Consider the following 21,755-nt stretch of genomic DNA (forward strand, 5'->3'; position numbering starts at 1 on the left):
CCGATGGTACTGCAGGGGGGACCCTGTGGGAGAGTAGGACGCCGCCGAACAAATTTTGAGAAAACCCCCGCACCTTCCGGTGCGGGGGTTTTCTGCGTTTCAGGAGACTTTCTACGTTTAAGGTCGAGGCATGAGATACGACCTGGTCATCTTTGACAACGACGGCGTCCTCGTCGACAGCGAGCCACTGTCCAACACCGTCCTTGCCGCCTATCTCACCGAGTTGGGGCATCCCACCTCGTATGAGGACTCCATACGCGACTACATGGGCGGCTCCATCCATCGCGTCCACGACACCATCCGTGAGCGATACGGCAAGGAACTGCCCGCCGAGTTCGACCAGGAAGTCCTGGCACGGACCCTCGCCGCCTTCGAGCGGGACCTTCAGCCCGTGGCCGGCGTCGTCGACGTACTCGAATGGCTCCAGGCCGACGGTGTGCCCTACTGCGTCGCATCCTCCGGGCGGCATGCCCGGATCCGGTTCTCCCACCGCACGACCGGGCTGGACCAGTGGTTCGACGAAGCGCGGCTCTTCAGTGCCGAGGACGTCGGACGAGGCAAGCCCGCACCCGACCTCTTCCTCCATGCCGCGGCCTCCATGGGGGCCGCCCCCGAGCGCTGCGTCGTGGTCGAGGACAGCCCGCTCGGCGTCCAGGCGGCGCTCGCGGCCGGCATGGATGTCTATGGCTACACCGCTATGACACCCGCCCATCAGCTCGCCGGGGCTACGCAACTCTTCCCGGACATGGGCGCTTTGGTCGACCTCCTCAAGAGCTGAGCGAAATTCATCTTCGGTACCGCTACCCACGGGTACCCCGAGGCCCCTACGCTCCCGCCATGACAGAAGTGCTGCGGCGCGGTAGGGGCTCTCTGGCGTTCAGCTTCTTTGCGCAGGGTGTCGCGTTCGCCCTGCTCGTGACGCGCATTCCAGCGATCCAGGACCGCTACGGGATATCCGACGGGCTGTTGCCCGCCTTCCTGGCTGCCGTGCCGATACTCGCCGGCGTCGGCAGCGTCACCACCGAGCGACTGGTGCGGCGGGTGCGGCCGAGCCGCCTGCTGCGCTGGTCCCAGCCCGTCGTACTGCTGGCGCTGCTCGGTGTCGGGGCGGGCGAGGGCGTATGGGAACTGGCCCTGTCACTCGCGGCGTTCGGACTCGCAGTTGGTGCGCTGGACGCGACCATGAACATGCTGGGCGTCAGCCTGCAGCGGGCCTACGGGCGGAGCATCATGCTCGGCTTCCATGCCGCGTACAGCCTCGGCGGGATCGCCGGAGCGTCGCTCGCCTGGGCAGGGGCGCACTGGGAGCTCTCGCTCTTCGTCTCGTATCTGCCGGTGGTCGTGGTGCTCCTGCCGACGGTGCTTGTCGGAAGCCGGTGGTACGTCGATGCGGACGCCTCTAAGGACGCGCTGCCCGGACACCGTGCGGAACAAGCAGAACAAGCAGATCAAGCAGAACAAAGGGAGCAAGCGGAACGAAGCCCCGTCGTCTTCCGGCTGCTGCTGCCGCTCTGCCTCGTCATGACCTTCGCGTACATCGGGGACTCGACCGTCTCCAACTGGAGTGCGAAGTATCTGCAGGACGTGCTGGGCAGTTCGGAGCAGATGGCGACCGTCCCGTACAACGTCTACATGGTGACCACCCTGATCGGGCGGTCGCTCGGGGATCTCGGGGTGCGGCGCTTCGGTGCGGTGGCCGTCGTGCGCGGCGGGGCGCTGGTGGCCGCGCTCGGGTTCGCCGTCGTGGCGTCGGCGCCCGGGGCGTGGATCGGCATGCTCGGTTTCACGCTGCTCGGGCTCGGGCTGTGTGTGCTCGTGCCGCAGACCTTCGCGGCGGCGGGGCGGCTCTTCCCCGGGGACTCCGACACGGCGGTCGCGCGGCTCAACGTCTTCAACTATGTGGGCTTCCTGATCGGCTCCCCCCTGGTGGGGGCCTTGGGGGACGCGTGGAACTACCGGGGGGCGATGCTCGTCCCCATGGCGCTGGTGCTGGTGACCTTGTTGTATGCCCGGTCGTTCATCGCTGGACCAGACCGATACGGTGACGGGCATGAGCGGCCGCGCACAGCTGATGTGGGACGAAGCAGTAACGGGCTATGACTTCGGTCCGGGCCACCCCATGGATCCGGTCCGACTGGCGCTGACCAGGCGGCTCGTCGCCGCGTTCGGGCTGGACAGCGGGCTGGACGTGGTGGCGGCCAAGCGGGCGGGTGACTCGACGCTGCGGCTCGTGCACCGTGAGGACTACATCGAGGCGGTCAAGGCGGCCTCCGCCGATCCGGAATCGGCGGACGGGACATACGGGCTCGGGACGATGGACGACCCTGCGTTCGCCGGCATGCACGAGGTGTCGGCACTGATCGCCGGGCAGTCCGTGGGCGCGGCCGAGGCGGTGTGGCACGGGGACGCGCTGCACGCGGTGAACTTCGCAGGCGGGCTGCACCACGCCATGCCCGGGGGCGCCGCGGGATTCTGTATCTACAACGACGCGTCGCTGGCCATCGCCCGCCTGCTGGAGCTGGGTGCGGAGCGGGTCGCGTACGTGGATGTGGACGTGCACCACGGAGACGGCGTTCAGGCGGCGTTCTGGGAGGACCCCCGGGTGCTCACGATCTCGCTGCACGAGCATCCGCGGATGCTGTTTCCGGGGACGGGGTGGCCGGAGGAGACGGGCGCGGACTCGGCGGAGGGTTCGGCGGCCAATGTGGCGCTGCCGCCCGGCACCGGGGACGCGGGCTGGCTGCGCGCGTTCCACTCGGTCGTACCGGAGCTGCTCGCGGACTTCCGCCCGCAGGTACTGGTGACGCAGCACGGCGCCGACACGCACTTCGAGGACCCGCTGGCGCATCTCGCGGTGTCGCTGGACGCACAGCGGGCCGTACAGGTCGCGTGCCACGACCTGGCGCACGAGTACGCCGACGGGCGGTGGATCGCGCTCGGCGGCGGCGGTTACGCGGTGGTGGACGTGGTGCCCCGGTCGTGGACGCATCTTGTGGCGATCGCGGCGGGGCGGCCCATCGAACCCGAGACCTCGGTCCCCGAGGAGTGGCGGCAGGAAGTGTATGCGCGGACACGGCAGTTGGCGCCGGTGCGCATGACGGACGGTCGGTGGCCGGCCTCCTGGAAGGGATGGGAGGACGGGTACGACCCGGCCGACCGTCTCGACCAGGCGGTCCTCGCCACGCGTCGGGCCGTGTTCCCGATGCGCGGCCTCCTGGCGTAGCGGGCGGTCACCGGCATCGGACTGAGGCCGTCACGGCCTCGGACAAGTGGCGTTACGCCAACTGTGCGGTGTTTCCCGGTTTTCGGGGTTCGCCGGGCACCGGTGCGCCAGCATCGGGGCGTGTTGAGCACCGGAGCGTTGCGTGCGCATCTCCTGGCGGCCAGACTGGCCGGGCCCGTGGCCACCTCGCGTGAGGAGAGCCTGCGGAGTTACCGGCTCTTCGCGGCGCGAGATCCGCGGGTGCTGCTCGGACTCGATCCCGAGTGGACCTGGGGGCCGCGGGACGTGATCGCGCTCATGGCCGACAAGTGCGGTGTATCGGCCGATCCCCTGGACACGGCAGGGCACGACGTGATCGATCCCGAGCGGACTCTGGCGGGGCTCGACGCCTTCGCGGAGCGGCTGGGCCGGGCGGCGCGGCGGTGCGAACCCGTCCTCCTCGGGACAGGTCACCCGCATCGGCTGCTCGGCTTCTACGCCGCCTTGGCCAGTGCGCTGTCAGCGGCAGGCTGTCCCGTTCTCACCCCGGCGCAGGGTCGCAGTGTCGACATAACGACCCGGTTCGGTCTACGTACGTACAACCTCGACTACGTACGAGGAGTCGCGTTGGTGCGGGAACCGGGCGCCCAGGGCGCCGGTCGTGACACCGGCGCACACACCCACTCGCCGCTCCCGGTTCGTACCGCGCTGGCGGCTGCGGCCGAAGCCGGCGGGCCGCTGCCGGCGCTCGTTGTCGGAGACCACGGGTGGGCCTGCGGGGCAGGTCAGCTCGGTATTGACGCCATCGGCGTTGCTGACACGGACGATCCGGCGCTGTTCGTGGGAGAGGCTGAGGGGCGGGTGTCCGTCGCCGTTCCGCTTGATGACGCTGTGCGGTCTGATTACTACCGACCGCTTACTCGCTATGTACTCAATCGAGCGTGTCTGTCACAGTAAGCAGCCGATGGCTGCTCCTCTTCCCCACATGCATCACCCGCCCCTAGTCTGGGGAGTGAGCGCACAGCGACGAGGAGTCACCGGAGGGGAAGCCGGTGCCCGTCATGTGTGGAAGGTTCAGGTGTGTCATGGCTGCTGCTGGCGAGAGGCCTCTGAACGAGGTTCAGTTCCTGACCGTGGCGGAAGTCGCCTCGGTGATGCGCGTGTCCAAGATGACCGTGTACCGGCTGGTGCACAGCGGTCATCTGCCCGCTATCCGGGTGGGGAGGTCCTTCCGAGTCCCGGAGCAAGCGGTTCACGAGTACCTTCGCGAGTCGTATGTGGGGGTGGAATCGGCCTGACGGCGTCCTTTGGGATCCTCGATTACAGATGCGGAGCTCGGGCGGGGTAGGCTAGCCCCTCGTAGGTCGTGTGGGCCCAAGTCAGCCCCGCACCGAGTGATTGTCCCCGCCCCCGCGGGGGTTGTCCGAGAAGTGAGCGAGGGTAGTCGTGGGCTCTGTTATCAAGAAGCGGCGTAAGCGGATGGCGAAGAAGAAGCACCGCAAGCTGCTGAAGCGCACCCGCGTTCAGCGTCGCAACAAGAAGTAAGCGACCGCTGCACCAAGCGCGCTCTGTGGCCCTCTCACCGCACGGTGGGAGGGCCACAGCCCGTTCACCGGAAAGTCGGTCGCCTTTTCAGGGCATGCGGGGCGCAGGTCTTTTCTTCTGCCGCATGCGTGGTCGTACGCTGGGCCCCGGAGCTCGGTCCCCGCGCGGATCTGTAAACGCAGGTCTGCGCAAGCTGTGCACCTCGTCTGTACGTACGTCTGTGGCTGTCGTCACTTCCTGCATCGAGTGGTCATCGCAGCGCAACATCCAGCCGCTAACGTGGCGCGCAGGAACGGCAGGACAGGGCACGACAAGGGCTGGGAAGGTAGGCGCTGATCTTGGGCAAGGTCGTGCTCGTCACCGGGGTGGCCCGGCAGCTGGGGGGCCGGTTCGTACGACGGATCCAGCGCGATCCCGAAGTGGACCGGGTGGTCGCGGTCGACGCCGTGCCGCCCGAGCATCATCTGGGGGGCGCCGACTTCGTGCGCGCCGACATCCGGCAGCCGGCGATCGCCCGGGTGCTCGCCGAGCACGCCGTCGACACGGTCGTCCACATGGACGTCACCGGCTACCCGCTGGGCGGCGGCAGCCGGACCTCGGTCAAGGAGACCAACGTCATCGGCACCATGCAGCTGCTCGGTGCCTGCCAGAAGTCGCCCAGCGTCAAGCGCCTGGTCGTGAAGTCCAGTACGAACGTGTACGGGTCGGCGCCGCGCGATCCCGCCGTCTTCACCGAGACGACGCCGCCCAAGTCGCTGCCCAGCGGCGGCTTCGCCAAGGACACCGTCGAGGTCGAGGGATATGTGCGCGGCTTCGCGCGGCGCCGGCCGGATGTGGCGGTGTGCGTGCTGCGGTTCGCCAACATCCTCGGCCCCACGGCCGACTCGCCGCTCGCGGACTACTTCTCGCTGCCGATACTGCCGACCGTGTTCGGCTACGACCCGCGGCTGCAGTTCGTTCACGAGGACGATGTGATCGACGTGCTGCGGATCGCCTCGCACGAGCCCGAGCGCGGCACACTCAACAGCGGCACGTTCAACATCGCCGGTGACGGTGTGCTGCTCCTCTCGCAGTGCGCGCGCCGTCTGGGGCGGCCGACCGTGCCGGTGCTGCTGCCGGCCGTCAGCTGGGTCGGCACGGCGCTGCGCACGGTCGGCATGACCGACTTCTCTCCCGAGCAGCTCAGGCTGCTCACACACGGCCGGGTCGTGTCGACTCATCAGATGCGCGAGACACTGGGTTTCCGGCCGAAATACACGACTGCGGAAACGTTCGCGGACTTCGTACGCAGCCGCGGACCGGGACTGCTGCCGCCGGAGGCCCTTGCGGGGGCCGTCGACCGGATCGCCGCGCTGCCCGTCCTGGGCGGCGGCCACCCCCCGACGCAGAGCGCCACATGAGGAGCGCATCAACGATGGCGGACGCCAAGGTCATTCCGTTCGACGACGATCGCTCGCGCGGGGGTGCGCAGCGCCCGCCGCGCCGGCGGGCCCAGGTCCGGCGCAAACCGGAGTCTTTGGGTACCCGCGAGGTCCAGGTCCTGCCCGGAGTGCAGGAACAGGAGCAGGGCGGTGCGCAGATGCCCCGTGAGCCGAAGGAACCACAGACGCCACGGCGAGAGGCATCGGCGGCGGGCTGGGACCGGCGGATCGCCGGCGGCCTCGCCTTCCTGCGGCGGCGGCTGACCGGCGACTACGACGTCGACGACTTCGGGTACGACCAGGAGCTCACCGACAAGGTTCTGATGTCGGTGCTGCGGCCCGTGTACGACAAGTACTTCCGGGTCGAGGTGAAGGGCATCGAGAACATCCCGTCGGAGGGCGGGGCGCTGATCGTCGCCAACCACTCGGGGACGCTGCCGCTGGACGGCCTGATGATGCAGGTCGCCGTGCACGACAACCATCCCACGGGCCGGCATCTGCGGCTGCTCGCCGCGGATCTGGTGTTCGTGCTGCCGGTCGTCAACGAGCTGGCGCGCAAGGCCGGGCACACCCTGGCGTGTGCGGAGGACGCCGAGCGGCTCCTGCAGCGGGGCGAACTGGTCGGGGTGATGCCGGAGGGCTTCAAGGGCATCGGGAAGCCGTTCAGCGAGCGCTACAAGCTGCAGCGCTTCGGGCGCGGCGGCTTCGTCTCGACCGCGCTGCGGGCCGGGACCCCGATCGTGCCGTGCTCGATCGTCGGGGCCGAGGAGATCTACCCGATGATCGGCAACGCGAAGACGCTCGCGCGGCTGCTGGGGTTCCCGTACTTCCCGATCACGCCGACGTTCCCCTGGCTCGGTCCGCTGGGGGCGGTGCCCCTGCCCACGAAGTGGACGATCCAGTTCGGCGAGCCGATCGCGACGGACAGCTATCCGCCGGAGGCGGCGGAGGATCCGATGCTGATGTTCAACCTGACGGACCAGGTCCGCGAACAGATCCAGCACACGCTGTACAAGCTGTTGGTGCAGCGCCGGTCGGTGTTCTTCTAGCGGGCGACGACGGGGGCGCCCTTCCGGAGAAGGGCGCCCCCGTTGCCGTACGGACTGTTACTTCGCGTCTTCGCCGTCGATGCCCAGGCCGGGCAGGAACGGCAGCAGCGGCGGGACCGTGATGTCCGGCTCCGGGGACGCGCTGGCCTCGCCGGACGGGCTTGCGCTGGTCTCGACGGGCGGGTCGAGCAGTCCGCCCGTGTTGCCGCCGAGCAGGCCCTGGTCCGAGCTGGAGGCGGAGGGCTCGGCCTTGCCGCTGCCGTTCGTGCTGCCTGCCGAAGAGCCGGAGCTCGTGGGCGACGGACGGCTGCTGCCGGAGGGGTCGGTGGACTCCTCGCCGGTGCCCGGCTGCATGGTGCCGGTTCCGGAGGAAGGGGATCCCGGCAACAGGGACTGCAGCGGAGCGACCTCTTGGTCTATGGCGTCGAAGACCGAGCTGACCTGGCGGCTCACGTCGTGGAGCTGGACGGGCAGCCGCTCGCGCAGGGACGTCCATGCGCCGCGGTGCGACTGGGAGAACGCCGACAGTGCCTGGATGGGCCCGAGCGAGCCGTCCCGCTCGTATGCCGAGTGGAGCAGGCGGTGGCCTTCGCCGGCGTCGTACTGCATGCCGGAGAGTGCGCGTCTCACCTCGGAGACGGATTCGTGGTCGAGGTCGCCGGAGCGGCCCCGCTCCATGAGCCGGCGGGCCTCGTTCAGCCGGGTCGCCGCCTGGTCCAGATAGATCCGGCCGCGGTCGGTGTCGCTGTCGGCCATGCCGAGCTTGAGATCCTCCATGCCGCGCTTGAGCCCGTACAACGAATCGCCGGGCAGGGCGTCGGAGCTGGCAGCGGCGACTCCGCCGAAGGCCCCGGCGGCCACGCCGACGGTCAGCCCACCCGCGGCGATGCTCTTGGACAGGCGGGAGCGGGCCCGGAGCTTGCGCAGCGGGCTCGCCCGGTGCGCGCCCCGGCGGGACCGCTGTTCGGGCACCGGGGAACCTGGGCCCTCGCCGCCCGCCTCCGTACCTTCGAGCAGCATGGATTCCATCGCTGCCACGAGCCGCGCCCGCTGGACGACCTTGACTCCGGCGTCCAGCTCCGGTTTCGGCAGCCCGCCGAGACCGGTCGCCAGGGCCAACAGCCGCTGCTTCTCGGCCTGGTCGGCCGAGTCGCCGGGCTGCTCGGCTGCCGTGCCCCGGTCGGACTGATCCTCCAGGGCCTGGGCGAAGGCGTTCGCCCGCCGGTGTGCCGATACATTCGCGATCACTGGCGGCACCTCCTCTCGTCATGACGGTCGACTCCCCAGGGGGTCCTGAGGGTTGCACACCTTGAGCACATCCACACGATCGAGTGAGCGGTGACGGTCAGGGTGTGACCACAGGGAGCCTGTATCCCGCACAACGAGTGGCTCGGCACTTGGGTTACGGACGGAACATGAGCAGACCTCGGAGCCAATATGCCTTTACTGAAGGTGAGTTGGAGGTCGCTCTGCGTTGCTCCATTTGCTGCCGGTCGGTGTCCGCTCAGCGGGCGTCGTCCGGCAGGAGACGGGCCAGGGTGCGCACGGCCCGGTACTGAAGGGTCTTGATCGCGCCTTCGTTCTTGTCCATCACGCGGGCGGTCTCGGCGACCGAGAGGCCCTGGAGGAAGCGCAGGGTCACGCACTCCTGCTGCTGGGGGTTGAGGCGGCGTACGGCCTCGAGGAGTGCGGCGTTCGACAGGGACTCCAGGACGGAGTCCTCGGGGCTGCGCTCGACCTCGTTGGCGTCGAGCATTTCGCCTGTGGTCACTTCGAGGCGGAAACGGCTCGACTTGAAGTGGTCGGCGACCAGGTTACGGGCGATGGTGACCAGCCAGGCGCCGAAGTCGCGGCCCTGCCAGGTGAATGTGCCGATGCGGCGCAGGGCTCGCAGAAAGGTCTCGCTCGTGAGGTCCTCGGCGGTCGCCTTGCCGCCCACGCGGTAGTAGATGTACCGGTACACGGTGTCGCTGTACTGGTCGTAGAGCCGGCCGAACGCCTCGGCCTCGCCGGCCTGGGCCCGCTCCACGAGCTCCATCATCCGGGCGCTGTCGCTGTCCGCCGCGGGGCGCCGTGCGGCGGGGGTCGCCGTCCCCGCACGGCCCCGTCTGGGGGTGTCCCGGCCGTCACCCGATCGCCGCCCCTCGACGACGGAGCGCCGCGCCGAGCCCCTGTCGATGCCGTCCGTGAGGGCATAGCAGGGGCCCGCGGGGCCGCTGGTGGCGATGCGCGGCGCGGCGAGAGCGGGGACGGGATACGCGGTGGGGACGAAGCCGCGCAAGTGGTCGACGACCGCTGCGCGCAGCGTAGCCAGGCCCGAGGCGTCAACCCCGACGTATGGGTACACGGGACTCCCAGAGGCAGAGCTTCCATCACGTGCAGTACGGGACCGTTCACTCGTCGTGGCGACGCGTGGGTACCGATTTGCGTCTGAGGAGAATAACGCTTCGTACAGGCAGCGCTACACCCAGTTGCTCAAATCATCGATTCCGTCGCTTCTATTACTGATCGACGGCGGATCAAGTACCGGAAGATGACCGGTTGTTGATCGGATAAGTTCGTGTTCCGTTCGGGAGCGGGGCGTGTTGTGTACCGAGCGTTGCTCTGACCGTGGGGGGTGGGCGTGCCGCACCGGCGGAACAGATGGGCACAACCGGTGGTGGCGGGTGCCGTGCTCGTGTGGGTGTGCCGCGGTGCGCAGGGTTGCCCTGCGGCGTGATGGCCCGGGTGTACGGGTGCGTAGCCCCACGCAGAGGGGTGCCGCTGTGCCCCACGATTGCCCACAGCTGGTGAGCGGCGCGGCGTTGCCGCAGCTGCGTGTCAGCGGCGGCGGCGGTGAATGGCGATCGCGGCTGCTGTGCCGCCGGCGACGGCGCCGACGCCTGCTGCGGCCGGGAGGCCGACCTTCGCGGCCTTGCGGCCCGTGCGGTAGTCCCGCAGGCGCCAGTCCCGGTCGCGGGCGTGCTTGCGGAGCTTGGTGTCGGGGTTGATCGCGTACGGATGGCCGACCAGCGACAGCATCGGGATGTCGTTGTGCGAGTCGCTGTACGCCGCGCAGCGGGCGAGGTCCAGGCCCTCGGCCGCCGCCAGCGCGCGTACCGCCTCGGCCTTCGCGGGGCCGTGCAGCGGTTCGCCGACGAGCTTGCCGGTGTAGACGCCGTCGACGGACTCGGCGACCGTGCCGAGCGCGCCGGTCAGGCCGAGCCGCCGGGCGATGATCGTCGCGGTCTCCACGGGTGCGGCCGTGACCAGCCACACCTTCTGGCCGGCGTCCAGATGGGCCTGTGCCAGCGCGCGGGTGCCGGGCCAGATGCGCTCGGCCATGTACTCGTCGTAGATCTCCTCGCCGATGGACATGAGCTCGGCGACGCGGTGGCCCTTGACGATGGACAGGGCGGACTCGCGGACGTCCTGCATGTGGTCGGGGTCCTCGACCCCGGCGATCCTGAACCACGTCTGCTGCCAGGCGAACTTCGCCAGCTCGCGGCGCTGGAAGAACTTCCGCTTGTACAGGCCGCGGCCGAAGTGGAAGATCGCGGCGCCCTGCATGACGGTGTTGTCGAGGTCGAAGAACGCGGCGGCCCTGTCGTCACCGGCGACCGGGAACTCCGGCTCTTCCGCGGCCTTCCCGGGCGCGGGGGCCGGGGCGAGCTCCTCCAGCTGCTGGGAGGTCTTGCGCGCTGCTTCCGCCGAGGCCTCGCCCGCCAGCACGCTGCGGGCTGTGGCGGAGCGCCTACGTGGGGTGAGCCATCCGAGAGCGGCCATGTCGCGAGCATAGCCAGTTCGTCCGGCAGTTCCGGAGTCGGGAGGATTCGGCGTTGTGAACTCTCTGCGACCGCGCAGTTAAAGGAGTGATCCGGTCGGCGCGCCGTCCGCGCGTCGCGGGGGTGGCGGGCGCTGCGGAGGTCTGGTGCAGTCGGGTTCCCATGTGCGGCGGCCGGGCGAGAATGGCGCGTATGAGTCCCATTTTTCGGCGTACCGACCGCCGTACGGAGAAGAAGGCGCCGCAGGACCGCGTCGTCACGCTGATCGGCAAGCCGGGCTGTCATCTGTGCGACGACGCCCGTGCGGTGATCGAGAAGGTCTGCGGTGAGCTGGGGTCCGCGTGGGAGGAGAAGGACATCACGCAGGACGAGGAGCTGTACCGGAAGTACTGGGAGCAGATCCCGGTGGTGCTGGTGGACGGAGCCCAGCACGACTTCTGGCGTGTGGACGGAGACCGCCTGCGTCGCGCCCTCACCGAATGACGCCGGCGGCCGGGCGAAACTCCATGATCAATACACCGACACGCTCCGGCCAGGGACGAATGCGCTTCGGGGTCGGTTCCCGGAACACATGTCAGAGGCGCGTGACCCCGGTCACTTTGGCCGGGCAAATCGGACACCATCTTTGTGCACGCGTTCACAAAGACATAGCCTGCTTCCGACGGGGCGGTCCAGGGACGTATGACCGCCCGCAGCCCCGCTCTACCCGCAGGAGCACCGTGGCAACTGGCCGAACTCACCGACCGGCGACCCGCAGCCGAGGGATTCCCGAGGCCACCGTCGCCCGTCTTCCGCTGTACCTCCGAGCACTCACCGCACTGTCGGAGCGCTCGGTGCCCACGGTCTCCTCGGAGGAGCTCGCCGCGGCGGCGGGGGTCAACTCCGCGAAGCTCCGCAAGGACTTCTCGTACCTCGGTTCCTACGGGACGCGCGGCGTCGGCTACGACGTCGAGTACCTCGTCTACCAGATCTCCCGCGAACTCGGCCTCACCCAGGACTGGCCGGTCGTCATCGTCGGTATCGGCAACCTCGGCGCCGCCCTCGCCAACTACGGCGGGTTCGCATCGAGGGGTTTCCGGGTTGCGGCGCTCATCGACGCCGATCCGGCGATGGCCGGGCGCCAGGTCGCCGGGATCGCCGTGCAGCACAGCGACGGGCTGGAGAAGATCATCTCCGACAACGGAGTCTCCATCGGCGTCATCACCACCCCGCCGGGTGTCGCCCAGCAGGTCTGCGACCGGCTCGTGGCCGCCGGTGTCACCTCCATCCTGAACTTCGCGCCGACGGTCCTCTCCGTGCCGGACGGCGTCGACGTGCGCAAGGTGGACCTCTCCATCGAGCTGCAGATCCTCGCCTTCCACGAGCAGCGGAAGGCCGGCGAGGAGACCGCGGGCGAGGCCGCCGTCGCCGCCTCCGCGCCCAAGGAGACGCCGAAGGGACCCGACGGGGACGTACCCGTCGTGATGCCGGCATGAGTCTTCTCGTCGTCGGACTGAGCCACCGCACCGCTCCCGTGAGCGTGCTGGAGCGCGCCGCGCTGTCCGTGGACGCCCAGGCCAAGCTCCTCCAGGACACGCTGGCCGCGGAGCCGTCCGCCGAGGCCGCGGTGCTCGCCACCTGCAACCGGATCGAGCTCTACGCCGACGTGGACAAGTTCCACGCGGGCGTCGCCGAGCTCTCCACGCTGCTCGCCCAGCACAGCGGCGTCGGGCTCGAGGAGCTCACCCCGTACCTCTACGTGCACTACGAGGACCGGGCCGTCCACCACCTGTTCTCCGTGGCCTGCGGCCTGGAGTCCATGGTGGTCGGCGAGGGTCAGATCCTCGGTCAGATCAAGGACTCGCTCGCCAGGGCGCAGGAGCTGCACACCGCGGGCCGGCTGACGAACGACCTGTTCCAGCAGGCACTGCGGGTCGGCAAGCGCGCGCACTCGGAGACGGGCATCGACCGGGCCGGGCAGTCCCTGGTCACGTTCGGCCTGGAGCAGCTCGCGGTCGGTACGCCGGTCGGGGAGTGGGCCCAGGGCAAGCGTGCCCTGGTCATCGGCGCCGGTTCGATGTCCTCGCTGGCCGCGGCCACGCTCGCGCGGGCCGGGGTGGCCGAGGTGGTCATCGCCAACCGCACGCTGGAGCGCGCCGAGCGCCTCGCCCAGATCCTCAACGAGCAGAACGACACGGCCGCCGTCACCGCCCGCGCGGTGCCGGTCGACGCGATGGCCCAGGAGCTCACGCGGGCAGACGTGGTGGTGTCCTGTACCGGCGCGACGGGCCTGGTCCTGACCGCGGACGCGGTGGCGGAGGCCATCTCGGGGCGTACGCCCGCCCCGGCAGGCGCAGGTGTCCGAACTGACGCTTCCGGGCCGCTTGCGGACCGTGCCGACCGCTCGGCGGTGGCGCGCCGCGGGGCCGGCGACGACGTATGCCCGGTGGACCTGTCCGCCGTGCAGGGCGCCACCGGCTTCTCGGTCATGGGTGAGGCAGCCGTGGCCGGGATGGACGCGGCCACGCTGGAGCAGCACGCCGCCTGGGTGGACAACGCCAGTTCCGACCGGCGCGAGAGCCGCCCCGCGGTGCCGGACCCGGCGCAGGAAGCGGACGCGATCGCCGCACTGGCCGCCGCCGCTGCCGCCACGGGCCGGGTGCCCGAGCGGCGCGGACCCGCGGTCCTGACCGCTCCCGCACACCCGCCCGTACTGGCCCTGCTCGACCTCGCCATGCCCCGCGACATCGACGCCGCCGCGCACCGGATCGCCGGGGTGCGGCTCGTCGACATCGAGTCGCTCGCCGAGGCCTCGGCCGACGCTCCGATGGCGGCCGATGTGGACATGGTGCGCGGGATCGTCTCCGCCGAGGTGGCCGCGTTCGGCGCCGCCCAGCGGGCCGCGCACATCACGCCGACCGTGGTCGCCCTGCGCACCATGGCCGCCGATGTGGTGGCGAGCGAGATCGCGCGCCTCGACGGCCGTCTGCCCGGCCTCGACGACAAGCAGCGCGGTGAGATCACCCAGACCGTGCGGCGCGTCGTCGACAAGCTGCTGCACGCGCCGACCGTAAGGGTCAAGCAGCTCGCGGCCGAGCCCGGCGGTGCCGGGTACGCGGACGCGCTGCGGACCCTCTTCGACCTCGACCCGGAGGCGGTCGCCTCCGTCTCCCGGGCCGACCTGAACGACGCCGATGTCACGAGCGTCCAGAACGTCAAGAACCGAGGGCTGTCATGACCGAGAAGGCACTACGACTCGGGACCAGGCGCAGCAAGCTCGCCATGGCCCAGTCCGGGCATGTGGCGGAGGACGTGCGCCGGGTGACCGGACGGGACGTCGAGCTCGTCGAGATCACCACGTACGGAGACACGTCGCGCGAGCTCATGGCGCAGATCGGCGGCACCGGCGTGTTCGTCACCGCGCTGCGCGACGCCCTGCTGCGCGGCGAGATCGACTTCGCCGTGCACTCACTCAAGGACCTGCCGACGGCGCAGCCGGACGACCTCGTCCTCGCGGCCGTACCGCAGCGCGAGGACCCGCGCGATGTGCTGGTCGCCCGGGACGGGCTCAGCTTCACGCAGTTGCCGAAGGGCGCGCGTGTGGGCACCGGTTCCTCGCGCCGCATGGCGCAGCTCAACGCGTACGCCCGCGCGCACGGCATGGAGATCGAGACCGTCGCGATCCGCGGCAACGTCGACACCCGCATCGGGTACGTGCGCAGTGGGGAGCTCGACGCCGTCGTGCTGGCCGCCGCCGGACTGGTCCGCATCGGCAGGACCGATGAGGTGACCGACTTCCTGTCGGTCGACACCGTTTTGCCCGCCCCCGGCCAGGGGGCATTGGCAGTCGAATGCGCCGCGGACAACGTGACGCTCGCTGCCGCGCTCGCCGAGCTCGACGACCCGTTCACCCGGGCCGCCGTGACCGCCGAGCGGTCCCTGCTCGCCGCCCTGGAGGCCGGCTGCAGCGCACCCGTGGGTGCACTCGCCGACCTTCTGGCCGACGGGCAGATTGTCAAGGAAATGCGCCTGCGCGGCGTCGTCGGGACCACCGACGGCTCGACGCTGGTGCAGCTGTCCACCACCGGTCCCGTGCCCGAGACAGACGACCAGGCAGTGGCGCTCGGTCGCGAACTCGCCACCGAGATGCTTGCCAAGGGCGCGGCCGGTCTGATGGGGGAGCGAGCACTTTGAGCCCCACCACCTCGAACCACCCAGCCGTTCCCGCACACGGGCACGTCACCTTTCTCGGTGCCGGACCCGGGGATCCCGGGCTGCTGACACTCCGCGCCGTCGAAGCGCTGGCAGGAGCGGACGTCCTGATCGCCGAGCCGGAAGTGCTCGACGTGGTCCGCACGCACGCCCCCGCGGGCGTGGCCCTCGTGGACACAGGCACGCCCCACCTGACGGTAGTTGACGACGCGTCACCAACCGTCCTCCCCCCGGAACCGAGGGATGCGGCCAATCTTGTCATGGAGGCTGTGCGGGGCGGCAAGCGGGTCGTCCGTGCCGTCTCGGGCGACCCCGGGCTCGATGCGTACGCCGCCGGGGAGATGCTGAAGTGCGCCTCGGAAGGCATCACCTTCGAGGTGGTGCCGGGCATCGCCGCCGGCGTGGGCGTGCCCGCGTACGCGGGTGTGCCGCTGCGCGACGCACAGGGCACCGACGTGCGGTTCGTCGACGCCCGCACGGCTTCGGAGCGCTGCTGGACCGAGGTCGGCACGTCCGACGGCACCGTCGTCGTCTCCACGACGCTCGACGCGGTGGCCGCGGCCGCGGCTGAACTGGTGTCCGCCGGACGCAAGCCGGACACCCCGATGGCGGTCACCGTCGCCGGTACGACGACGCGGCAGCGCACCTGGTCGGCGACGCTCGGCAGCATCGGGCAGACCCTGAAGCAGGCGAAGGTGCTGCCGTCGCCCGAGGGCCACCGCCCGGTCATAGCCGTGGTCGGCGAGCGGTCCGCCGCCGCTCAGCGCGACCAGCTGTCGTGGTTCGAGTCCAAGCCGCTGTTCGGCTGGAAGGTGCTCGTGCCACGCACCAAGGAGCAGGCGGCCTCGCTCTCCGAACAGCTGCGTTCGTACGGCGCCGTGCCGTCCGAGGTCCCGACCATCGCGGTCGAGCCGCCGCGTACGCCCCAGCAGATGGAGCGCGCGGTCAAGGGCCTCGTCACAGGACGGTACGAGTGGATCGCCTTCACCTCGGTGAACGCGGTCAAGGCCGTCCGGGAGAAGTTCGAGGAGTACGGGCTCGACGCGCGTGCGTTCGCCGGGATCAAGGTCGCGGCGGTCGGCGAGCAGACGGCGAAGGCGCTGGTCGACTTCGGTGTGAAGCCGGACCTGGTGCCGAGCGGCGAGCAGTCGGCCGCCGGTCTCCTCGAGGACTGGCCGCCGTACGACCCGGTCTTCGACCCGATCGACCGGGTGTTCCTGCCGCGGGCCGACATCGCCACGGAGACGCTGGTCGCGGGCCTGATCGAGCTGGGCTGGGAGGTCGACGACGTCACGGCCTACCGGACCGTGCGCGCCTCGCCGCCGCCGGCCGAGACCCGTGAGGCGATCAAGGGCGGCGGCTTCGACGCGGTGCTGTTCACGTCGTCGTCGACCGTGCGGAACCTGGTCGGTATCGCGGGCAAGCCGCACAACGTGACGGTGATCGCGTGTATCGGCCCGGCCACCGCCAAGACGGCGGAGGAACACGGGCTGCGGGTGGACGTGATGGCTCCCGAGCCGTCGGTGCACAAGCTGGCCGAGGCGCTGGCCGACTTCGGCGCGGCGCGGCGGGCGGCGGCGCTCGACGCGGGGGATCCGGTGACGCGGCCGAGCGAGCGTCGTCCGGGCGCGCGGCGGCGCCGGACGACCTGAGTGCGGCGGGGGTTCCTGGGGGCTGCGCCCCCAGTCCCCCGCTTCGGCCTGGACGGCCTCGTCCTCAATCGCCGGACGGTCTTCAGGTGGGCGTGAGCGTCGACACGGCGTCGGCAAAGGTGCCCCAGAGCCGGGCGTAGCGTAGTCGGCATGACGAAGTACGGATCCTTCCCCGGTACGCGTCCCCGCCGGCTGCGTACCACGCCTGTCATGCGGCGCATGGTCGCCGAGACCCGGCTGCACCCGGCCGACTTCATCCTGCCCGCGTTCGTGCGGGAGGGCGTGAGCGAGCCGGTGCCGATCGCGGCGATGCCCGGGGTCGTGCAGCACACCCGCGACAGCCTGAAGAAGGCGGCCGCGGAGGCGGTGGAGGCCGGGATCTCCGGGATCATGCTCTTCGGGGTGCCGGAGGAGGCGAAGAAGGACGCCGCCGGGACGCCGGGCACGGACCCCGACGGGATCCTGCAGGTCGCCCTGCGCGATGTACGGGCCGAGGTCGGGGACGACCTGCTCGTGATGTCGGACCTGTGCCTGGACGAGTTCACCGACCACGGGCACTGCGGCGTACTGGACGCCGAGGGCCGGGTCGACAACGACGCGACCCTGGAGCGGTACGCCGAGATGGCGCAGGTCCAGGCCGACGCGGGCGCCCACGTGGTCGGCCCCAGCGGCATGATGGACGGTCAGATCGGTGTCATCCGCGACGCGCTGGACCAGATCGGCCGCGAGGACGTCGCGATCCTCGCCTACACGGTCAAGTACTCCTCCGCCTTCTACGGCCCGTTCCGCGAGGCCGTCGGCTCGTCCCTGAAGGGCGACCGCAAGACGTACCAGCAGGACCCCGCCAACGCCCGGGAGTCCCTGCGGGAGCTGGCCCTCGACCTGGAGGAGGGGGCCGACATGGTGATGGTGAAGCCGGCGGGACCGTACCTGGACGTCCTGGCGCGCGTCGCCGACGCCGTGGACGTGCCGGTGGCCGCGTACCAGATCTCCGGCGAGTACTCGATGATCGAGGCCGCGGCGGAGAAGGGCTGGATCGACCGGGACAAGGCGATCCTGGAGAGCCTCACGGGCATCAAGCGGGCCGGGGCGCAGAACATCCTCACCTACTGGGCCACCGAGGTCGCCCGGCAGCTGCTCTGAGGTCTTCCCGGGCGCATGCGGTGGCGCTTACGCCCGCACACAGACGCATACGAAAGGGGCTTCGCCTGATCCTGACTCAGGCGAAGCCCCTTTCGCGTACCGGTGTCAGAGCCGCTCGGGCGTCCTGATGCCCAGCAGCGCCATGCCCTGGTGCAGGGTGCGGGCCGTGACGTCGCACAGGAACAGGCGGTTCTCGACCTGTTCCGGCGTCTCCGCCTTGAGGACGGGGCACTTGTCGTAGAACGACGTGTACAGCGACGCCAGCTGGTACAGGTACGCGGCCAGCTTGTGCGGGGCGTACTCCGCGGCGACCTCCGTGAGCGTCTCCGCGAACCGGTCCACGTGCAGGCCGAGGGCCCGCTCCGCCTCGGTCAGTTCGAGCTCGGGGTGGGCGGCCGGGCGGGCGTCGCCTGCCTTGCGGATGATCGACCGGATACGGGCGTACGCGTACTGCAGGTAGACGCTCGTGTCGCCGTTCAGGGAGACCATCTGGTCCAGGTCGAACTTGTAGTCGCGGTTCGCGGACGTCGACAGGTCCGCGTACTTCACCGCGCCGATGCCGACCTGCGCGCCCCGCTCGGCGATCTCCTCCTCCGACAGGTCCTGGGCCTTCTCGCGGACCACGGCCGAGGCACGGTCGATCGCCTCGTCCAGCAGGTCCACCAGCCGCACCGTCTCGCCCTCACGGGTCTTGAACGGCTTGCCGTCCTTGCCGAGCACCGTGCCGAACGCCAGCTGGAACGCCTTCACGCCGTCGCCCAGCCAGCCGGCCCGCCGCGCCGTCTCGAAGACCATCTTGAAGTGCAGCGACTGCCGGGCGTCCACCACGTAGATGAGGGAGTTCGCCTTGAGGTTGAAGACCCGGTCCCTGATCGCGGAGAGGTCCGTGGCCGCGTAGCCGTAGCCGCCGTCGGACTTCCGGACGATCAGCGGCACCGGATTGCCGTCCGGGCCCTTGATGTCGTCGAAGAAGACGCAGAGAGCCCCTTCGGAGCGGACCGCGACGCCCGACTCCTCCAGGAGGCGGCAGGTCTCGTCGAGCATGTCGTTGTAGCCCGACTCGCCGACGATGTCCGGGTCCTGGATCTCCATGTCCAGCTTGTCGAAGACCGAGTAGAAGTAGATCTTCGACTCGTCGACGAACTTCTGCCACATGGCGAGGGTCTCCGGGTCGCCCGCCTGGAGGTCGACCACCCGGCGCCGCGCCCGCGTCTTGAACTCCTCGTCGGAGTCGAAGACCTTGCGGGCGGCCTTGTAGAGCCGGTCGAGGTTCGACATCGCCTCTTCGCCGGACGCCTGGGTGTCCTTGGTGGCGGCCTTGTGGTCCAGCTCGTGCGGGTGCTCGATCAGGTACTGGATGAGCATGCCGAACTGGGTGCCCCAGTCGCCGATGTGGTGGCGCCGGATCACGTTCTCGCCGGTGAACTCCAGGATCTGGACGACCGCGTCGCCGATCACCGCGGACCGGAGGTGGCCGACGTGCATCTCCTTGGCCACGTTCGGCTGGGCGTAGTCGATCACCGTCGTGCCCGGCTCGTCGGCGAACGGCACGCCGAGGCGGCCCTCGGTGTCCGCGGCCCGCGCGGCGAGGTTCTCGGTGATCGCCTTGTCCGTGATCGTGATGTTCAGGAAGCCGGGCCCTGAGACCTCGATGTCCTTGATCATGTCGCCCGTGGCGACCTGGGAGACGACCTGCGTCGCCAGCTCCCGCGGGTTGGCCTTCGCCTTCTTGGCGAGCGCCAGGATGCCATTGGCCTGGAAGTCGGCCCGGTCGCTGCGTCGCAGCAGCGGATCCGCGGTGCCGGCCTCCGGCAGGGCTGCCGAGAGGGCGTCCGCGAGGCGCTGGTGGACGGAAGCGGTGAGCGACGTGACCGAGGCCATGGAGTGGGAGCCGTTCTCCTCGAGGTTTCAGATAGACCCGGCCAGTATCCCACGCGCTTAAATGCGGTTGAAAAGCTGTTTTCGCTCCAGCGGCCGGAGCTGGGAGAATGGACGCGTCAGCTGTACTGGCGTATCAGAAAGAAGGACGTGCCGATCGTGGCTCAGAGCACCGAGACCACCGACTGGGTCTCCCGTTACGCGGATGAGGTCATCGCCGAGTCGGAGCGTCGCGCGCCTGGCAAATCGGTCGTGGTCGCGTCCGGACTCTCCCCCTCCGGCCCGATCCACCTCGGCAACCTCCGCGAGGTCATGACCCCGCACCTGGTCGCCGACGAGATCCGCCGCCGCGGGTACACCGTGCGCCACCTGCTGTCCTGGGACGACTACGACCGCTACCGCAAGGTGCCCTTCGGCGTCCCCGGCGTCGACGAGTCGTGGGCCGAGCACATCGGTAAGCCGCTGACCTCGGTCCCGGCGCCCAAGGGCTCCGCGTACGCGAACTGGGCCGAGCACTTCAAGGCCGCGATGGTCGCCTCACTGGCCGAGCTCGGCGTCGAGTACGACGGGATCAGCCAGACCGAGCAGTACACCTCGGGTGTCTACCGGGAGCAGATCCTGTTCGCGATGAAGCACCGCGCCGACATCGACGCCGTGCTCGCCCAGTACCGGACGAAGAAGGCTCCCGCGAAGAAGTCGCAGAAGCCGGTCGACGAGGCCGAGCTGGAGGCCGCCGAGGGCTCCGGCGCCGCGGAGGAGGACGACGGCAGCAGCGGCTCCGCCGGCTACTTCCCGTACAAGCCGTACTGCAGCGCGTGCGAGAAGGACCTCACGACCGTCACGGCGTACGACGACGACACGACCGAGCTGACCTACGTGTGCCAGTGCGGTCACTCCGAGACGGTGCTGCTCTCCGAGTACAACCGCGGCAAGCTGGTCTGGAAGGTCGACTGGCCGATGCGCTGGGCGTACGAGGGCGTGGTCTTCGAGCCCAGCGGCGTGGACCACTCGTCGCCCGGTTCGTCGTTCCAGGTCGGCGGGCAGATCGTCGGGATCTTCGGTGGCAAGCAGCCGATCGGTCCCATGTACGCGTTCGTGGGCATCAGCGGCATGGCGAAGATGTCGTCCAGCAAGGGCGGGGTGCCGACCCCGGCCGACGCCCTGCAGATCATGGAGCCGCAGCTGCTGCGCTGGCTGTACGCCCGCCGCCGCCCCAACCAGTCGTTCAAGATCGCCTTCGACCAGGAGATCCAGCGGCTGTACGACGAGTGGGACAAGCTCGACGCGAAGGTCGCCGACGGCTCCGTGCTGCCCGCCGACGCCGCCGCGTACGCGCGTGCGGTCGGCACGGCCGCGGGTGAGCTGCCGCGTACGTCGCGTCCGCTGCCGTACCGGACCCTCGCGTCCGTCGCCGACATCACCGCGGGCCACCAGGACCAGGCGCTGCGCATCCTCTCCGACCTGGACCCGGAGAACCCGCTCACGTCGCTCGACGAGGCGCGCCCGCGCTACGACAAGGCCGAGACGTGGATCAACACCCAGGTCCCGGCCGAGCAGCGCACGATCGTCCGCGACGAGCCCGACAAGGAGCTGCTCGGCACGCTGGACGAGCCGAGCCGCGCATCGCTGCGGCTGCTCCTGGAGGGCCTGGACTCGCACTGGTCGCTGGACGGGCTCACCCACCTCGTCTACGGCGTGCCCAAGGTCCAGGCGGGCTTCTCCGCCGACGCCACGCCCAAGGAACTGCCGCCGGAGATCAAGACCGCTCAGCGGACCTTCTTCGCGCTGCTGTACCAGCTGCTGGTCAGCCGGGACACGGGGCCGCGGCTGCCCACGCTGCTGCTCGCCGTGGGCGCGGACCGGGTGCGGAGGCTGCTGAGCGCCTGAGGCTGCATGCGTAAGGGGGTGCC

Annotated in this window: 19 protein-coding genes; 15 read left to right on the forward strand and 4 right to left on the reverse strand. The window is 70.0% G+C overall.

The genetic code is table 11. The features are described from left to right. The first annotated feature begins 130 nt into the window (after nt 1–130). The 8 genes from ACWD4J_RS42250 (at nt 131) to ACWD4J_RS42285 (ending at nt 7,217) form a co-directional block, all read left to right on the forward strand. Nucleotides 131–778 (forward strand): HAD family hydrolase, encoded by a 648-nt coding sequence (locus tag ACWD4J_RS42250; RefSeq protein WP_451400870.1) that lies wholly within the window; start codon nt 131–133, stop codon nt 776–778. A gap of 59 nt (nt 779–837) precedes the next feature. Then, nucleotides 838–2,100, forward strand: coding sequence for an MFS transporter (locus ACWD4J_RS42255; protein ID WP_451400871.1), 1,263 nt, complete (start codon nt 838–840; stop codon nt 2,098–2,100). Continuing rightward, a complete protein-coding gene (locus ACWD4J_RS42260; RefSeq protein WP_451400872.1) occupies nt 2,051–3,223 on the forward strand; it encodes an acetoin utilization protein AcuC in 1,173 nt (390 codons plus the stop codon). Before ACWD4J_RS42255 ends, ACWD4J_RS42260 begins: the two co-directional genes overlap by 50 nt. 120 nt (nt 3,224–3,343) lie before the next feature. Further along, complete coding sequence (locus ACWD4J_RS42265) at nt 3,344–4,159, forward strand: phosphatase (RefSeq protein WP_451400873.1); 816 nt, start codon at nt 3,344–3,346, stop codon at nt 4,157–4,159. A gap of 128 nt (nt 4,160–4,287) precedes the next feature. Beyond that, entirely contained in the window at nt 4,288–4,500 is a 213-nt protein-coding gene (locus tag ACWD4J_RS42270) for a helix-turn-helix domain-containing protein (RefSeq protein WP_067285578.1), read from the forward strand. Nucleotides 4,501–4,648: 148 nt separating this feature from the next. Then, the gene (locus ACWD4J_RS42275) at nt 4,649–4,747 is read left to right on the forward strand and encodes a 30S ribosomal protein bS22 (protein WP_003948845.1); all 99 of its coding nucleotides are present in this window, start codon (nt 4,649–4,651) and stop codon (nt 4,745–4,747) included. 338 nt (nt 4,748–5,085) lie between these two features. Then, the gene (locus tag ACWD4J_RS42280) at nt 5,086–6,147 is read left to right on the forward strand and encodes an NAD-dependent epimerase/dehydratase family protein (protein WP_451400874.1); all 1,062 of its coding nucleotides are present in this window, start codon (nt 5,086–5,088) and stop codon (nt 6,145–6,147) included. 14 nt (nt 6,148–6,161) lie between these two features. Beyond that, on the forward strand, nt 6,162–7,217 hold the full coding sequence (locus ACWD4J_RS42285; RefSeq protein WP_451400875.1) for a lysophospholipid acyltransferase family protein: 1,056 nt from the start codon (nt 6,162–6,164) through the stop codon (nt 7,215–7,217). A gap of 57 nt (nt 7,218–7,274) precedes the next feature. On the opposite strand, the gene ACWD4J_RS42290 is transcribed toward ACWD4J_RS42285, so the two are convergent. From ACWD4J_RS42290 to ACWD4J_RS42300, 3 genes are all read right to left on the reverse strand, one after another. After that, complete coding sequence (locus ACWD4J_RS42290; RefSeq protein ID WP_451400876.1) at nt 7,275–8,465, reverse strand: DUF5667 domain-containing protein; 1,191 nt, start codon at nt 8,463–8,465, stop codon at nt 7,275–7,277. Between the two features lie 256 nt (nt 8,466–8,721). Further along, a complete protein-coding gene (locus ACWD4J_RS42295) occupies nt 8,722–9,564 on the reverse strand; it encodes an ECF subfamily RNA polymerase sigma factor, BldN family (RefSeq protein WP_451400877.1) in 843 nt (280 codons plus the stop codon). Nucleotides 9,565–10,037: 473 nt separating this feature from the next. Beyond that, entirely contained in the window at nt 10,038–10,982 is a 945-nt protein-coding gene (locus ACWD4J_RS42300) for an HAD family hydrolase (RefSeq protein WP_451400878.1), read from the reverse strand. 182 nt (nt 10,983–11,164) lie between these two features. On the opposite strand from ACWD4J_RS42300, the gene ACWD4J_RS42305 reads away from it, so the two are divergent. The 6 genes from ACWD4J_RS42305 to hemB all read left to right on the forward strand — a co-directional run bounded on the left by ACWD4J_RS42305 (nt 11,165) and on the right by hemB (nt 17,967). Continuing rightward, the gene (locus ACWD4J_RS42305) at nt 11,165–11,464 is read left to right on the forward strand and encodes a glutaredoxin family protein (RefSeq protein ID WP_451400879.1); all 300 of its coding nucleotides are present in this window, start codon (nt 11,165–11,167) and stop codon (nt 11,462–11,464) included. A 236-nt stretch (nt 11,465–11,700) separates the two neighbouring features. Beyond that, nucleotides 11,701–12,456, forward strand: coding sequence for a redox-sensing transcriptional repressor Rex (locus ACWD4J_RS42310; RefSeq protein ID WP_451400880.1), 756 nt, complete (start codon nt 11,701–11,703; stop codon nt 12,454–12,456). Then, nucleotides 12,453–14,198: a glutamyl-tRNA reductase gene (locus ACWD4J_RS42315; RefSeq protein WP_451400881.1), complete on the forward strand. Its 1,746-nt coding sequence runs from the start codon at nt 12,453–12,455 to the stop codon at nt 14,196–14,198. The genes ACWD4J_RS42310 and ACWD4J_RS42315 overlap by 4 nt, the downstream gene beginning before the upstream one ends. Next, nucleotides 14,195–15,154, forward strand: coding sequence for a hydroxymethylbilane synthase (gene hemC / locus ACWD4J_RS42320; protein WP_451400882.1), 960 nt, complete (start codon nt 14,195–14,197; stop codon nt 15,152–15,154). The genes ACWD4J_RS42315 and hemC overlap by 4 nt, the downstream gene beginning before the upstream one ends. Further along, nucleotides 15,151–16,824, forward strand: a complete 1,674-nt coding sequence (locus tag ACWD4J_RS42325) for a uroporphyrinogen-III synthase (protein WP_451400883.1) — start codon at nt 15,151–15,153, stop codon at nt 16,822–16,824. The genes hemC and ACWD4J_RS42325 overlap by 4 nt, the downstream gene beginning before the upstream one ends. A 150-nt stretch (nt 16,825–16,974) precedes the next feature. Continuing rightward, nucleotides 16,975–17,967, forward strand: a complete 993-nt coding sequence (gene hemB, locus ACWD4J_RS42330) for a porphobilinogen synthase (RefSeq protein WP_451400884.1) — start codon at nt 16,975–16,977, stop codon at nt 17,965–17,967. A gap of 105 nt (nt 17,968–18,072) precedes the next feature. Here hemB and argS read toward each other — a convergent pair whose 3' ends face one another. Further along, nucleotides 18,073–19,848, reverse strand: a complete 1,776-nt coding sequence (argS, locus tag ACWD4J_RS42335) for an arginine--tRNA ligase (protein WP_451400885.1) — start codon at nt 19,846–19,848, stop codon at nt 18,073–18,075. Between the two features lie 147 nt (nt 19,849–19,995). On the opposite strand from argS, the gene lysS reads away from it, so the two are divergent. After that, nucleotides 19,996–21,732 carry a lysine--tRNA ligase gene (gene lysS, locus ACWD4J_RS42340; RefSeq protein WP_451400886.1) on the forward strand — a complete coding sequence of 579 codons (1,737 nt, stop codon included), beginning with the start codon at nt 19,996–19,998 and terminating at the stop codon, nt 21,730–21,732. Nucleotides 21,733–21,755: the final 23 nt, after the last annotated feature.

The sequence above is a fragment of the Streptomyces sp. NPDC002577 genome, from assembly GCF_053594815.1.